This window comes from Lysinibacillus sp. KU-BSD001, assembly GCF_042920265.1.
Lineage (GTDB): Bacteria > Bacillota > Bacilli > Bacillales_A > Planococcaceae > Lysinibacillus_B.
In genome coordinates, this window is the sequence record NZ_JBDQZI010000023.1 from 1 (window position 1) to 15,929 (window position 15,929).

General features: G+C 37.8%; 15 protein-coding genes, 1 tRNA gene and 1 other RNA gene. 7 read left to right on the plus strand and 10 right to left on the minus strand.

Features of this window, described 5'->3' with window-relative positions; translation table 11 throughout:
- Window positions 1-346 precede the first annotated feature (346 nt).
- The 7 genes from AAGS61_RS19900 to ffs all read right to left on the minus strand — a co-directional run bounded on the left by AAGS61_RS19900 (window position 347) and on the right by ffs (window position 4,512).
- Window positions 347-613 carry a hypothetical protein gene (locus AAGS61_RS19900; protein WP_391376163.1) on the minus strand — a complete coding sequence of 89 codons (267 nt, stop codon included), beginning with the start codon at window positions 611-613 and terminating at the stop codon, window positions 347-349.
- A 52-nt stretch (window positions 614-665) separates the two neighbouring features.
- Complete coding sequence (locus AAGS61_RS19905) at window positions 666-881, minus strand: YaaL family protein (protein ID WP_391376166.1); 216 nt, start codon at window positions 879-881, stop codon at window positions 666-668.
- A gap of 14 nt (window positions 882-895) precedes the next feature.
- A complete protein-coding gene (gene recR, locus AAGS61_RS19910; RefSeq protein ID WP_391376169.1) occupies window positions 896-1,492 on the minus strand; it encodes a recombination mediator RecR in 597 nt (198 codons plus the stop codon).
- A 12-nt stretch (window positions 1,493-1,504) separates the two neighbouring features.
- Window positions 1,505-1,819, minus strand: coding sequence for a YbaB/EbfC family nucleoid-associated protein (locus AAGS61_RS19915; RefSeq protein WP_391376171.1), 315 nt, complete (start codon window positions 1,817-1,819; stop codon window positions 1,505-1,507).
- A gap of 27 nt (window positions 1,820-1,846) precedes the next feature.
- On the minus strand, window positions 1,847-3,574 hold the full coding sequence (dnaX, locus tag AAGS61_RS19920; protein WP_391376174.1) for a DNA polymerase III subunit gamma/tau: 1,728 nt from the start codon (window positions 3,572-3,574) through the stop codon (window positions 1,847-1,849).
- Window positions 3,575-3,659: 85 nt separating this feature from the next.
- Complete coding sequence (locus AAGS61_RS19925; protein WP_391376177.1) at window positions 3,660-4,094, minus strand: hypothetical protein; 435 nt, start codon at window positions 4,092-4,094, stop codon at window positions 3,660-3,662.
- Between the two features lie 152 nt (window positions 4,095-4,246).
- An RNA gene (ffs, locus tag AAGS61_RS19930) (signal recognition particle sRNA large type) lies at window positions 4,247-4,512 on the minus strand.
- Between the two features lie 565 nt (window positions 4,513-5,077).
- On the opposite strand from ffs, the gene AAGS61_RS19935 reads away from it, so the two are divergent.
- The 4 genes from AAGS61_RS19935 (at window position 5,078) to AAGS61_RS19950 (ending at window position 8,787) form a co-directional block, all read left to right on the plus strand.
- Window positions 5,078-5,170: transfer RNA gene (locus AAGS61_RS19935), tRNA-Ser, on the plus strand.
- 142 nt (window positions 5,171-5,312) lie between these two features.
- Window positions 5,313-6,548 carry an ATP-binding protein gene (locus tag AAGS61_RS19940; protein ID WP_391376244.1) on the plus strand — a complete coding sequence of 412 codons (1,236 nt, stop codon included), beginning with the start codon at window positions 5,313-5,315 and terminating at the stop codon, window positions 6,546-6,548.
- A gap of 11 nt (window positions 6,549-6,559) precedes the next feature.
- The gene (locus tag AAGS61_RS19945; protein ID WP_391376180.1) at window positions 6,560-7,435 is read left to right on the plus strand and encodes a response regulator; all 876 of its coding nucleotides are present in this window, start codon (window positions 6,560-6,562) and stop codon (window positions 7,433-7,435) included.
- Between the two features lie 80 nt (window positions 7,436-7,515).
- Complete coding sequence (locus tag AAGS61_RS19950) at window positions 7,516-8,787, plus strand: cation:dicarboxylate symporter family transporter (RefSeq protein ID WP_391376182.1); 1,272 nt, start codon at window positions 7,516-7,518, stop codon at window positions 8,785-8,787.
- 150 nt (window positions 8,788-8,937) lie between these two features.
- On the opposite strand, the gene AAGS61_RS19955 is transcribed toward AAGS61_RS19950, so the two are convergent.
- From AAGS61_RS19955 to AAGS61_RS19965, 3 genes are all read right to left on the minus strand, one after another.
- Window positions 8,938-11,124 carry a YhgE/Pip family protein gene (locus tag AAGS61_RS19955; RefSeq protein WP_391376185.1) on the minus strand — a complete coding sequence of 729 codons (2,187 nt, stop codon included), beginning with the start codon at window positions 11,122-11,124 and terminating at the stop codon, window positions 8,938-8,940.
- Window positions 11,125-11,212: 88 nt separating this feature from the next.
- Entirely contained in the window at window positions 11,213-11,788 is a 576-nt protein-coding gene (locus AAGS61_RS19960) for a TetR/AcrR family transcriptional regulator (RefSeq protein ID WP_391376188.1), read from the minus strand.
- 192 nt (window positions 11,789-11,980) lie between these two features.
- Window positions 11,981-12,604 (minus strand): RraA family protein, encoded by a 624-nt coding sequence (locus tag AAGS61_RS19965; RefSeq protein WP_391376191.1) that lies wholly within the window; start codon window positions 12,602-12,604, stop codon window positions 11,981-11,983.
- 168 nt (window positions 12,605-12,772) lie between these two features.
- On the opposite strand from AAGS61_RS19965, the gene AAGS61_RS19970 reads away from it, so the two are divergent.
- The 3 genes from AAGS61_RS19970 (at window position 12,773) to AAGS61_RS19980 (ending at window position 15,745) form a co-directional block, all read left to right on the plus strand.
- Entirely contained in the window at window positions 12,773-13,150 is a 378-nt protein-coding gene (locus AAGS61_RS19970; RefSeq protein WP_391376193.1) for a sodium:proton antiporter, read from the plus strand.
- A gap of 97 nt (window positions 13,151-13,247) precedes the next feature.
- Window positions 13,248-14,705 (plus strand): MBOAT family O-acyltransferase, encoded by a 1,458-nt coding sequence (locus tag AAGS61_RS19975; protein ID WP_391376196.1) that lies wholly within the window; start codon window positions 13,248-13,250, stop codon window positions 14,703-14,705.
- A gap of 11 nt (window positions 14,706-14,716) precedes the next feature.
- Entirely contained in the window at window positions 14,717-15,745 is a 1,029-nt protein-coding gene (locus AAGS61_RS19980) for a hypothetical protein (RefSeq protein WP_391376198.1), read from the plus strand.
- Window positions 15,746-15,929: the final 184 nt, after the last annotated feature.

Below are 15,929 nucleotides of genomic sequence, written 5' to 3' on the forward strand. Positions count from 1 at the left end.
CCATAAAAGAATTTGAGTAAGCTCAAATTTGCTGGCATCATGTTTGATGTCCAAAATTTTGTTTCTTATTCAGAAACGTTTATTGTTAACGTTTTGCTTGTTCAGTTTTCAAAGTTCATTTACGTCGCTGTTTTAGTAGCAACTTTTATATCTTAACACTCAAACACTTTCGTGTCAACAACTTTTTGAAAAGTTTTTAGATATCTCGTTTCGCTTCTTAGCAACTTTTATATGATATCATTTATTAACTGTTAAGTCAATATCTTTCTTAAGTTGTTTTTGTTGCGTCTTAACGACTTGAATAAATATATCATGTTGATAAGTATAATGCAAGACTTTTTAAAAACTATTTTAAAAAAGATAAAAATATCACTACTCCTATCCCCGAGAATCCTAATATCGTAACAGTTAAAATAGAAAATAAGTTGATTGTAATTTCTGTACCATAATAAGAAAACGCCAAATGAATAATATAAAGAATACAAATACTTAGTGCAAAGCGGAACCAAAATATAGACAGCCTTTCTAACCAAACACCCTTTTTATTCTTTCTTCCTATTAATAGAACAAAAAACAGCAACAAGCAAATAGCGCCGATTAAATACGCTTGCATATACTCTTCCCCCTCTAAACAGAAGTATATGCCTTTGCTGTTGCTGTTATTTCTATTTAATGATAACACGTCGAATACGCGCTTCTTTAAATAAATAAAAATGGATACCTTCTAACGCTTTTCGTTGAGCGATGATATCCAAATTATAATCATCCATCAGCTCTTCTAATACTTTCGCATTATGGTAATCTTCCTTTGTCTCTTTCATTAAACGAACGAGCTTATCATCGAATTCTTTTTTTAATTTTCCTTTACGAGTAAAGAACACCTCAATCACTCACCTTACAATTCGCGTCGACCTTCTAACGCTTTGGATAGCGTTACCTCATCCGCATATTCTAAATCGCCGCCAACTGGTAATCCATGTGCGATACGTGTCGTACGAATGCCAGACGGTTTCACTAAACGTGAAATGTACATTGCTGTTGCTTCCCCTTCAATCGTTGGGTTTGTTGCTAAAATCAACTCCTGCACACGCTCATCGTGCAGACGTGTTAATAGAGAAGCTACATTAATATCTTCCGGACCGACGCCATCCATTGGCGAGATCGCACCGTGTAACACATGATATAACCCGCTATAATCACGCATTTTTTCCATCGCAATGACATCTTTCGGGTCTTGTACAACACAAATCATCGATGGATCGCGTTGTTTATCAGAACAAATATGACAAGGGTCAATATCTGTAATGTGACCACATTGAGAACAGTATAGTAAATTACGCTTTGCATCAATTAATGCTTTAGCAAAATTAGAGACTGTATCTTCTTTCATTGTTAACACGAAAAATGCCAGCCTGGCCGCAGTTTTCGGCCCAATGCCTGGCAATTTCATAAAGCTATCAATTAATTTTGATATTGGTTCAGGATAGTGCATAATCACTACCTCCTAGAACGGAAGGTTTAAGCCTTGCGTGAATTTACCCATTGTTGAATTAGTCGTTTCCTCTACTTTTTTCAGCGCCTCATTTGTCGCGATAACAATCAAATCTTGTAACATTTCGATATCTTCTGGATCCACTACGGATTCATCTAAATTCACTTCAAGTACTTGACGTTGACCGTTCATGATAACTTTCACCATGCCACCGCCAGCTGTCCCTTCAAATTGCTGTTGATTTAACGCTTCTTGAGCTTCCATCATTTCTTTTTGCATTTTTTGCATCTTTTTCATCATGCCTTGCATATTACCCATACCACGCATATTCAATTCCTCCTAAAAGTTCAAATATTAATCTTCGACAACCTCAACAAAATCTTTACCAAATAAATTTTCTGCTTCTACCACAATCGGATCTTGTGATGCAACCGGCACAGCGTCTTCGATAAACAGCTCGGATTCCTGAACCGTTTCAGCTTGCTCTTGCTTCTTTTGATTTAAACCGTTATCTCGAATAAACTCTTCACGCAATGTGAGCCATTGTGCTTCTGGGATACATAGCATTTCATACGTTGTCCCAAGCTGCGATGCCAAATTGTGTGTAAAAACGGATGTAAATTCCCTGTTGTCGGCTACCATTTGACAATGAATATCATACTTGAATTTTACCACAAAAGCATTAGAAGATGCCGCAACAGGTTCTGCATCATTTAAAAGTGCCGCTTGTGATTTTTGAAGTAGTGCCAAGCTTTGAGCCCAAACCGATTTTATTTTTTGAATATCTTCTTTTGTTGCGATTTTTAATATTTCTTGAATCCGACCAATCGGCGCTTTAAAGCCATTTGGTGTTTTGGCTCGTGGACGTTCCTGCTTTTGTTGTACTACGTTCACAGGTCCGCCACCCGCTTGCAGTTGTTGCGTAAGCTGACGTACCATATTTTCTAAGGCACCAACTTTACTTTGGATCGCTGGATCAATCGTCGTTGTCCCAACTGAATTATGCTGCGCCATTTTTAGTAAAGCTGTTTCTAAATAAATTTTTGTATGATGCGAAAAGCGCATCTCTTGCTGTGTCTTGGCTAGAATATCGATAAAACTATAAAGCGTATCTGGTGTATAACTGTTCGATAGTTCGATAAATCGCTCTTCAGGTGAAACGATTTGTAGTAAGTCTGCTAAGTCCCCGCCTGTTTGCAGCAGGAGCAAATCACGGAAAAACGTAATTAAATCCTCCGCTAGTCGGAGCGGCTCTTTCCCGTTTGCAATCAATTCTTCTAATAAGGAAAGAACTTTTGCTACATCCTTTTCAAGAAGCGCTTGCGAAATAGCACAAAACACATCTTGGCTAACCGAACCTGTCACAAGAAGCGCATCTTCTGCCTTCACCATCTCACTACTAAACGACACAACTTGATCCAGTAAACTAAGCGCGTCACGCATACCACCTGCAGCAGATTGTGCAATCACCTTTAACGCTTGCTCCTCAAATGGTAAGTCTATATCTTCAAGCACTACTTTCATGCGCTCTAAAATATCTTGGGTTGATAAACGTTTAAAATCAAAACGCTGACAACGTGAAATAATCGTTGCAGGCAATTTATGTGGCTCTGTTGTAGCCAAAATAAATACCGCATGTTCTGGTGGTTCTTCTAACGTTTTTAATAGCGCATTAAAAGCACTTGTAGAGAGCATATGCACCTCATCAATAATATACACTTTAAAACGTGCAGCAGCTGGGGCAAATCGTACTTTTTCAATAATATCGCGCATCTCTTCTACACGAGAATTAGAAGCCGCGTCAAACTCAATGACATCTGTATGCGAACCTTCTGTAATGCTTAAGCATGTTGCACACTCATTACACGGTTCATTGGCAGGTGCATTTTCACAATTTAAAGCTTTAGCAAAAATTTTCGCTGTACTCGTTTTCCCTGTTCCACGTGGACCCGAAAACAAATACGCATGTGTTGTTTTGCTAGCTAGGAGAGCATTTTGCAATGTTCTTTTGACATGTGTTTGACCTGACATTTCACGGAACGATTGTGGTCTATAAACACGGTAAAAAGCTTGATATGTCAACGTTCCCCTCTCCTTTTCTCATTTTAAGTCCATATATATAGTATAGCATACATTGTAGCGCTTTACGGTCTTGAACGATGATGGATTATTTCTTGTAGCTCGCTTTATCGCATAGGCGGAAAAACGCCGGTATACTTATAAATAGGAGTAAATAAAAAAATACCTGCTCCTCAATTGGATCGATCACCTTAAAAGAATCCAGGGCAATCATTGCCCCAATCCAAGCGCCTAATGTATATAAAAATTCCCAAGTTATATCGTAAAGATGCGGCCACTTCTTTTTTACTTTTCCAAACAAGCTTGACTCAGAAGGCTCAAGCGAACCATCAATATAAATAATAATCCGTTTATACTCTGACACCACTCGCCAAGAAAGTAGAAATAACAAAACAGTAATAGCCCATGTGATAGCTGGTATATTAAAATATTGCCACTCGATATTCCGATAGCCTACTGTTACAAGTGCCGCCAGACTAAATGAATAACCAACCCGCCTAAATAATGATTCGATGATGCCCATCTACTCTCTCCTTATATGTTCAACAAATATAGCTCACGCTAAAATAGCGCAAGTTGATAGCTAGCTTCGCTTATGTAAATACGCTTGAAAGCTTTTCTTACAACAAAAAAGCACTCGTCTAAATGACGAATGCTTGAATTGGCAAATTAATGCCGTGCACCTTTCTTTGACAGCCGCACATAAGCGTTACTCTTGTCGCCAGCTCAGGTTAGGCTACCCCGCGGCACATGGGTAAAACCACTTAATGCTGCTTCCTTCCGGACCTGACATGGTTCATGGGTACCCATTGCGCAGGACCCAACCGTCAACACTACGTGCAAGAGGCAGGCCAAACATACGGACAGCCTCGAAAAGGACTTCAGTCTCGCTAGAGCGGATTGCGAGTTACAGGGCACCGCTACCTCCCCACCTAGCACGGCAATACTTAGTATACTAATACCACATTAAAAATGCAATGAAATACTATATACAAATCATGAAAAATCTATCATAGCGGATTAAATCTCCCAATTTACCTTTCGTTATGTTAACTTCCTAGCTCCTTTTAAACGTGCAGGGACAACAACAGAAGTAAAGCTTCCGAAATATGTAGCATTCCTCTCCTCTTACTTATGGTACGCCGAAAACAAATGAATCGCTATGGTTCTTTTTGAAAAAGAGAACACCTTCTTTTTCAAAGACTAGCAATACAAAAAAATGAAGCGTATCCTAACATTTTCCCGAACTTTAATAGCAGAGGGAGAATTTTTACTTCTCAAATGAAAGCAAATTGGATAATTCGCGCGCAAAGTGGCAGGAGATTAAAATACATTTATATAGGTAGCAATAGACAAGGTTTCACGTCCATTCTTTATCACAGTCAACTATAAACAGTCTTCTTTCTAAATTAAATACCCTTACCTAAAAAATCACAAAAAAATATTGACTTATATTACTGTACATGATATATTGATTACTGTCGAAAAGATAACTCGACACAATACGGAGGAATACCCAAGTTCGGCTGAAGGGATCGGTCTTGAAAACCGACAGGCGGGTTAAACCGCGCGGGGGTTCGAATCCCTCTTCCTCCGCCATTCTTTTGAACTTACACCGCTTTGATAGCGGTTTTTTTATTTTCTAAGTGCTGTAACATACATGTTACAGCACTTTTTTATTTCTATTTTAACAACGGTCATGTAAAAATAAAACTATACGGGAGGTGTTACATTGGAACACGTGATTAAAATTCAAAAATCCCCTAGCCCATTCTTTGTAACTTTGCTTATTGCACTTTTAACAGCAATCGGTAGTGAAATTAAAATTATGCCATTTGATGAAGCACCCTTCCGCTTTGGCTTAGGTAGTATCATTTTCTTTTTAGCTATCCTTGTTCGCCCTGTTTCTATTATAAAAGCCGGCATCGCTACATCTATTACTGTCTTTTTATTTCGTACAGGACTCGATCTCTTACTCTATAAACAGTCATTTCAACTATTTGAACATATTCCGGCTGCTTTATTTTACATTACATTTGCTATTTGTCTACGTATTGTCAATATAAACAATATCCGTACACGACCATTTCACCTTGGGCTTTATGGTGCTTTGTTTGAAGTCATCGCCAATACCGTGGAACAATTATCGATTACTGTCTTTATTACAGGACATTTTATCACCGCACATGAATATATGCTCTTTCTCGCTGTCGCCATTTTACGTAGCTATTTCGTCGTCGGGTTGTTTAGTACACTCGCTATTTCGGAACAAAAAAAACGCAACGAACAACTGTTAAGTATCGGTGCTGACCTCTATGTTGAAACGCTCTATTTACAAAAGTCGATGGAGCAAATTGAAAAAATTACAGCTAATGCCTTTGATTTATATAAACAATTAAAATCTGTAGACCACACACTGAGCTTAAAAGCATTAATACTCTCCCAAGAAATTCATGAACTAAAAAAAGACTCGCAACGTATCTATGCGGGACTCTCGAAAATTACTACAGCCGAGCGTTCCGATACGTATACCGTTTCTGATTTATTGCGCTTTATTACACAATCCAACATGCGCTATAGTGAACATTTACACAAAACGATTGATTTTGAAGTAATATTAAATGAAGATTTTCATACAAAAGAACACATTCTACTTCTTGCCATGCTTAATAATATTGTAGCAAATGCCATTGAAGCAATTGATCAACAAGGAATTATTAAAATTGAAATGCTAATGACAGTAGCTAACACAACTTTTATAATCGAAAATAACGGTCCACCTATTCCAGAATACGTATTACCTGTTATTTTCGATCCAGGTTATACAACAAAATTCACTAAAGAAGGCAATCCTTCTACTGGTATTGGACTTTCCCATGTACAAACAATGGTACACAGACTTGAAGGAGTAATCGATGTTTCAAGCAATGAATCAACCATTTTTACTATTATCATTCCTACTTATAAATTAATATAAAGGAGATCTCTATGCGCTATTTTATTATAGATGATGACCGTGCAAGTCGTATGATGCTTATCCATATTATTAATGAATCGATGTTAGGTACAGTTATTGGGGAAGCATCACATGGGGAAGAAGCCATTCCGCAAATCTTAATGACACAGCCTGATTTTGTGCTAATTGATTTACTTATGCCTCATTTAGATGGGATTTCGACAATTGAACGATTACATGAACATCGCTTTCAAGGTAGCTTTATTATGATTTCACAAGTTGTCAATAAAGAAATGGTAGCGGAAGCTTATGAAAAAGGCGTTGAATTTTTCATCCATAAACCGATTAATAAAGTGGAAGTTCAAACGATTCTCCGTAAAACAGAAGAGCAGCAACGTTTAAAGAATTCTATCCAAGCGATTCGTCAATCGCTCACCAGCTTTGAGGTAACACAAAAACAAACAAAAAAAACGGTTCGTGATCATATTCAATTGATTTTAAACGATATGGGGATTGTCGGTGAGGTAGGTAGCGAAGACATTACGAAAATTGTTGAACTACTTATATCCGAAAAACACCACTTAGCGCCTCTCCCACCGTTAAAAGAGTTATACGAACAGTTAGCGATGATTACAAAATCCACACCAGATGATATTGCAAAAGAGAGCAAGGCGATTGAACAACGCATCAGACGAACGATTTTAGCAGCAATGATTAACCTAGCCAACTTAGGGATTGTCGATTATACAAACTCGGAGTTCGAATACTATGCGCCGCGCTATTTTGATTTAACAGATATTCGTCAATTGATGCACCAAATTGAATTAAGTGGGGAAAGAAAAGCAAAAGTAAATATAAAAAAATTCATACAAGTCATATATTCTGATATTTTACAACGTCTAGATTAATCGGATTTTGTCGGATTTTGTCACCCTCTTATATGCTAAATATAGGCTTGACCTAAATTTAAGCATAAGGGGGAACTTTTTTGAAAAAGTTTAAAATTAGTTTAGCTAGCCAAATTTTAATCGGTCTTATATTAGGGATCGTTGTAGGTGCTGTTTTTTATGGGAATGACAATATTCAGACATACCTGCAACCAATAGGGGATATTTTCCTTAATTTAATTAAAATGATTGTGGTACCGATTATTATATCGACATTAATTGTAGGTGTTGCCGGAACAGGCGATATGAAGCAATTAGGTCGTCTTGGTGGTAAAACATTAATTTATTTTGAAGTTATTACAACAGTTGCGATTGTTGTTGGTTTACTTGCAGCAAACATTTTCCAACCAGGTGCTGGCATTGATATGAGCGAATTACAGCAATCGGACATTTCTAGCTATGTTGAAACAACAGAAGCACAAGAAGATCAAGGACCACTACACATTTTAGTAGATATCGTACCGAAAAACGTCATCAATGCAATGGCTGAAGGCGATATGTTAGCCATTATTTTCTTCTCTGTCTTATTCGGTCTCGGTGTAGCAGCGATTGGTGAACGTGGAAAACCTGTATTGGCCTTCTTCCAAGGAACAGCCGATGCGATGTTCTGGGTAACAAACTTAGTAATGAAATTCGCGCCATTTGGGGTATTTGCACTCATTGGTGTAACCGTTTCCAAATTCGGATTGTCATCCCTCATTCCACTTGGCAAACTAGCGATTTTAGTTTACGGAGCGATGTTCTTCTTCGTGATTGTTGTATTAGGAATTACAGCAAAAATCTTTGGTATTAATATTTTCAATTTAATTCGCATGATTAAAGACGAGCTTTTACTAGCGTTCTCTACTTCTTCTTCAGAGACGGTATTACCTCGCATCATGTTAAAAACAGAAAAAATGGGTGCACCAAAGGATATCGTATCCTTCGTTATCCCAACAGGCTACTCATTTAACTTAGACGGCTCTACGTTATACCAAGCCATTGCGGCTCTTTTCATTGCCCAAATGTATGGTATTCACCTTTCGATTGCAGAGCAAATTACATTAGTCCTTGTATTAATGGTAACGTCAAAAGGTATTGCCGGGGTTCCTGGCGTATCATTCGTTGTACTTCTTGCAACATTAGGTACTGTCGGTATTCCAATTGAAGGTCTTGCGTTTATCGCAGGTATTGACCGTATTTTAGATATGGCGCGTACAGCTGTAAACGTAGTTGGTAATACACTAGCAGCACTTGTAATGGCGAAGTGGGAAAAACGCTTTGATAATGAGCAATTTGCTGCTTATCAAGCTGAAAACTTAAAAAAAGCATAATCTAAAAATGCTATGTACAAGCCTTTATGAAAATGGGACAAGTCTCACTTTCATAAAGGCGTTGTTGTGAAATAAATTAGAACACATTTGAACTGTATATCGTAACACTAATTACAAAGAAAAGATGCGCAGAGTCCTCTGCGCATCTTTTTATGCTTGTTCAGTAGTTTTTGAATAACGTTTCGTAAATAACAATGCAAAATAGCCTAAACATAATGCTACGCATGCTACGATATACATACCTAAAATCGACCAGTTATACAATAAGAATGATGTATCACCTGTAGAAATAGCTGCTTTGAACGCTTGCACAGAAAATGTCATTGGTAAAATGGCATTAAATACATGTAGCTGCTGAGGTACTAACTCTAATGGGAATGTACCCGCGCTCGTTGTTAATTGCAAAATTAAAATAATGATGGCAACAAAGCGTCCCGGATCGCCCATCACAGATACTAATAGTTGAATCATCGCTAAAAATGTAAAGCTTGTAATGATACATGTCCCCATAAATACGATTAAATTATCAACTTCTAAACCTAGCCCACCGATCACGACTGCCGCTGTAATTGCGGATTGAATAATACCGACTACTGCTAACACGGACACCTTACTTAAAAACCACTTAAATCCACTCGTTGGACGAGTTGCTGGCTCTACTAATGGGAATACGATGGATACTAACAGTGCCCCAACGAATAGCCCTAATGAAATAAAGTATGGGGCGAAACCAGATCCATAGTTTGGCACATGGTTAATCGATGATTTTTCCACTTCAACAGGTGCTGCCAACATATCATAGTGATCGTCTGATGCATTAACATCTACTTTGTCACTTGCATTTGATAATTTTCCTGCTAACGTTGATGTGCCATCTACTAACTCTTTTGAACCGTCCGCTAAAGTAGTCGCACCTTGCGATAGCTCACCTGACTTCTCTGCTAATACGGTTGTACCGTCTGTTAATTTTACAGATCCACTTACTAATTGATTTAAGCCGGCTGATAAGTCATTCGCACCTGTTGCTGCGCTATTTGTGCCTGCTACAAATTGTTGTATGCTTGAAGCTAACGTTGCATTTCCTTCCGCTAAATTTGTGGCCCCTGCTGTTAATGCGGCTGATTTATTGATTAATTGCTCAACACCGGCTGCAATTTGTTGCTGTCCACTATTTAATTGTGTGGCACCTTGCGATAGCTCAGCAATATTGTCATCAAGACCCGCTGTATTTGTAGCTAACTGACCTAAGCCTCCACTTATTTTTGTACTGCTCGCCTGAAGCTGTGCGAGTGATTGTGCTAGCTGTTGCTGGTTTTCTTCAGGTAAGTTGGCCATCATCGGCTGAAGTGTTGCGATTAACTGTTCGACACCGACTGTTACACTTTCAGAGCCAGACGCTAAAGTAGCAATGCTATCATCAAGACCTGCTGTACCAGTTGCTAGCTTTTCTAAGTTGGCTGCTAAATTGGCTTGCCCTGCAGTAACAGTTTCTTGCCCCTCTGCTACTTGTGCTACACCATTCGTATAATCCGTTACACCTTGTTGTAATTCCCCTGCACCTTGAGCTACTGCATTTGCACCATCAGCTAATTGTGCTGCACCATTTTGAAGCTTTGTCACACCTTCTGCTAATTGTACCGCCCCATTTGCTGCAGATTGAGTCCCTTCTTGCAATGTTTTAGAACCATCTGATAGCTCAATCGTACTTGCCGCAAGCTGTTCTAAATACCCCTGTAAATCGTCGGCACCGTTTGCAATTTCTTGTGCACCTTCATCTAATTTACCTGCACCGTCTGCCGCTTCATTGAAGCCATCACCTAATGCGGTCATAGAAACAAATAATTTTTCCGCATATGTTTTGGATACTTCTTTGTTTACTTCCGCCTTAATTCGATCCATTGCCGTTTCACCTATTTGAGCACTTAAAAAGTTAAAGCCTTCATTTGGAATATACTCAAGTGTTAACTTTTCTGGATGCTCATTAAGCAATGTTGTGGCATGCTGTGAAAAGTTTTCAGGAATTTTGATTAAAATATAATAATCACGTTCCTCTAATTGCTTCTTAGCCTTGTCAGCATCTACTTCAATAAATTTAAATTGCTCACTATCTACTAGCTTCTCGGTCAAAGCATCACCTAGTGCAAGTTGCTCCCCGTCTAATTCAGCGCCTTTATCTTCATTTACAATAGCTACTGGCATGCTTTTTAAGTGTGCATAAGGATCCCAGAAAGCCCATAAAAACATCCCACTATATAAAACGGGAATAAATAAAATGGCAATGATGGAGACGAACATTTTTCTCGTCTTGAAAATTTTTAACCATTCTGCCTTTATCAAATTATCATCTCCTAAAAACTATATGACCAATTTTGTCATTCGGTCATTTTAGTGTATAAAAAATTCGTTTTCCTACGAAAACAAATTTTTATGGGGCTGTTGCAATGCCTCTGAATAACGTTTCTTTAAAAAGCGTCAAAATATCATCTTCGTGTAGCGCTTCCTCATGTGTAAGTTGCCAATCCACAACCATTGCTAAATACGATTTCAACAATAAATACGCAACAAGCTCCGGATTACAAGGGCGAATTTCCCCCTTCTGCATGCCTACCCGAATACGATCCGCTAAAAACGTCACGATTTCCTCTTCAATCTTTACTAACATTTGTTTGACAGCAGGCGTTTGAAGTGCCTTTTCTTCTTCTATTAGCTTAGCAAACAATAAATGTTGCTCTCGGAATTGAAGCATCTTCATTAACCCATTATGTGCATTATCAATAAAGCTTGCTTCTGGTCGTAACGTTCGATCTGCTTCCACCTTCATATCGCGAATCATGGAAATGACGACTTCTTGTAGTAGCTCTTCTTTATTCGTAAAGAAATTATAAATCGTCCCTTTGCCGACATTTGCAATTTTCGCTACCTGCTCCATCGTTGTTGCCTTATAGCCAAACATGGAGAAAGATTTCGTAGCCCCTAGTAATATTTCTTGTTTGCGATCCACTCGTATCCCCCCAAACAAAAATGACTAAATAACCAATTTGGTCATCCAGTCATTATTATACACAATTTTTTATCTTGTGCAATATATTTGTTTATTATATTACTACAAATCTCTAGGTAAAAGCATAATGCATGCTATCAAATCAAAATAGCTTGAGTCAAGGAATACTCAAGCTATTTTGCTATTCAGCATTTATTTTACGACTTTCGCTAAATACGCACGGATTGATTCTTCGCCGTTTGCGAGTGCTTCCTGTTCACGGGCTTCATCTTTTGCTACTTTTGCTTCTGCACCGGCTGCAATGTTCTCTGCGTCAGCTGCTGGTACAACGATGACACCATCGATATCACCAACAATCATATCACCTGTATTTACAACGACCCCACCGACTGATACAGGTACACCCACGGCACCACCGCCATGCTTATTACCAGCTGCAACCGTTGTCCCAAGTGAAAAAACAGGGAAGTTAATGGCACGTGCAGCAGCTAAATCACGAATAACGCCGTCTACTACAAATCCTTGCACCCCGACTCCTTGTGCTAATTGCATCACAAAGTCGCCCGCTACTGCGCGATTTGTATTGCCTTTTGCATCAATAACTAAAATATCCCCTTTATTTGCCTTGCTAATAGCTTCTAGTACCGCCCCATTTTCGCCATCTGGTAAACGCACTGTTAATGCACGACCAGCAATTTTAAAATGGTCTGCAATCGGTTTAATGTCGGCTGCCACATTTGTATGTCCACCTGTCGCATCCGACACCGCTGTTGTTGGTAATGCTAGAAAACGTTCCTCAATTGTGATTGTTGTCATCTTTTCATCCCCTAGAAAAAATTCTTTTACAAATAACGAAATATTTGTAATTATAAAAATAATAAATGAAAATTCTTATTTATTACAATATTTTTTCGTTAATGTATTAAATACCGTTATAAATCATGTAAATTCGTGATTAGTTGAACATGAAGGGGGCTAGTATGAATGAATAAATTAATTCGAGAAGAACTAAATGAACAGGGGGAAACCATTTATAAGATGGCTACGTTTGATATTGATGTTATAGCTCGAGCAACAGGGGGGTTAGCACCGACGATCATTTATTTACACAATGATCAAGATATTACCGATGAAATTCGTGCATTACGCTTTCACTATGAAAATCCGGCTTCATTTATCGAGGATTACCCTGCCTTTCAAGCGATGCTATATCAAAAAGAACAACAAGCGATCAATGATTTATATGAGTCCTTTAGCATTAAGCCGAAAAATCTATCTACAGGCAAGCAAATTTTATGGAGCTTCGGAGTCATGTTCATCATTATTATTCCGTTTATGATTGCTGCCTTTATATTAAAATAATGACTTCTACTATGAACAAATGACCGTTCATAGTTTTTTTTGATACAAGTGTTATAATAGGTTGTATATTTTTTTGCAAAAGATAGGAGAGGTTCTCTTGCTTTTTAACTCTTTTGTCTTTGCTTTCGTATTTTTACCTATTGTATTTTGTGTTTATTTTTTATTAGGTAGATTGAAAAACAAAGACATTTCTACGTTATTTTTAGTAGCTGCTTCACTTTATTTTTATAGCTACTTTGAAATTAAATTTCTCTATTTAATTTCTTTTTCTATGGCCTTTAACTATGCAATTGGCTATATCTTAATGAAAGCTACATCGTACAGAAAAGGGATTTTATCAGTCGGGATTATCTTCAATATTTGTATACTTGGCTATTTCAAATATGCTGACTTCTTCATTGAAAACTATAACTGGATTTTTGATCAAAATTTAGATTTTCTGTATTTAGCTTTACCGCTCGGAATTAGCTTCATTACATTCCAGCAAATTGCTTACTTAGTGGATATTTATCGTGGCGAAATCACCCATTCGAAATTATCATCTTATATGATTTTTAGTACGTTCTTCCCGCAGCTGATTGCCGGGCCTATCGTCAATCATAAAGATGTGATGCAAGACTATGAAGATCCAAAGAAAAAACGCATTAACTGGGAGAACGTATCGAAAGGATCGTTCATTTTTTTAATTGGTCTTGTAAAAAAGATTGTCATTGCGGATACGTTTGCTCTTTGGGTAACAGATGGCTTTAATAACTATACGGATTTAACCTTTACAGAAGCGTGGTTCGTCATTATTGCGTATACCGTGCAACTGTACTTTGACTTTAGTGGTTATTGTGATATGGCAATTGGCTTGGCGCTTATGTTTAATATTCATATTCCAGTGAACTTTAACTCACCGTATAAAGCACGCAACATCCATGAGTTTTGGAGACGTTGGCATATGACGTTAAATCGATTCTTAACAAAGTATGTGTACTTCCCTCTAGGGGGGAGCCGTAAAGGTGAAATGATTACGGCATTGAATATTATGCTCGTGTTCTTTATTAGTGGTTTTTGGCATGGTGCTGGGTGGACATTTATTATTTGGGGAATGCTACACGGGATAGGATCCGTATTTTTACGCTTCATTAAAAAGTATACGAATCTTCAATTTCCGTTTTTATTTTCATGGTTCGTCACATTTCTGTTCATCATTTTAGCACGTGTTTATTTCCGTTCAGAAAGCGTTGCCCAAGCACACCATATCTTTGGTACTTTATTTACACCGGATGTAACAAGTGTGAAGGCTTTTCTCACAACACCATCTGCTATTTTTGCGGATGCAGCAGCGATTGAAGTCGCGGGCTATGCACTGAACACACCATTTATTTTAATTGGCGGATTAGTCATCATGCTAGGGATTTGCTTCTTTGCCAAAAACTCGATTGAACTATTACATCATTTTAAATTTAATTGGCCCCATATTTGGTTTGTACAATGTTTAGCTATCCTTTTACTAGCGACATTATTCTTTGTAAAGAAAAGCAGTGTCTTTATATACTTTAACTTTTAGGAGGGATGTTCATGAAACCACATATTTGGCTTCTAAAACTCGTGTTGGTCAGCATTGTTGTTCTTGGAATCCCTGTTGGCGGTGTAATGGCCTTTAACTACTATATCGACCCCCTTTGGAACTTTGACCATAGCCATGAATATAATGATTTTCAGCGTGGTCATAATGAACGCATTCAAAAAACGAACTGGATTAATTCACACCATTTCGATTTTGATAGCTTAATGATCGGGACAAGTCGTACAACGTATATCAATGCGTCAAACTTTGAAGAGCGTGTATTTCATTATGGCTTGAGTAGCTTGCATATTACGGAGTATTTAGATTATATGCAATATGCACAAAGCAAAAACCCAAAAGACTTTGAAACAATCTATATGGAACTAACCGTACGTTCGCATGATTTATTTTATAGTCCTGAATTCAGCAGTGCAGAAACGTTTTTCTCACAATCTGAGGACTCATTTTACCCAGTGACGAGCCTATTTTCAAAAGACACATATGACCGTGCTAAATTCAACTATGATATTTCTAAAAATAATTATGCCGGTATTCCACGAACATATGACCGAAACCTGGAAGTAACGACATCCTACGTCGGAAAAGATATTGGAGAACGCATTGAATTTTTCAAAAATCAGCTGACAGAACGGGACGCAAATGGCCCAGAATGGATATATGACCCAAACTATCGAGGTTATTTAGAAGAAATTAAAGCAGCATTTCCACATTCGAATTTTGTCGTGTTTACCGATTTAATGCCAGCGGAGCGTTTGCAATTAACAATCGGACATCCGCAAATTCAACCGACCTATAAACAATACATTACCGATATTGTGGAAGTATTTGGAACTGTTTACTCATTCCATCAGTATAATGATGTGACAAGAAATCATGCCAATTTCTTTGATTTATATCACTTCTATCCTCCAGTTGGAGACTTAGTCGCAAAAGAGCTCCAAAAACGCGAACCTTCTGAATTACTGTATGTTGTAACAAAAGATAATATCGATGAATACTTTACACAACTAGGAATTTAACAAGAGGCGTATATGTAATCTAGCTATTACATATACGCCTCTTTATTTGTTATAAGTGAAAAACAACTACTACTTTATTATTTTTACAGATGTATTGATTATACAAATACTAGTTGATTGGAGCGGAGGTGACTCGACTCCAGCAGGAGAAAGATCAAAGGCTAAAGTCACCACGTCCTGTGGC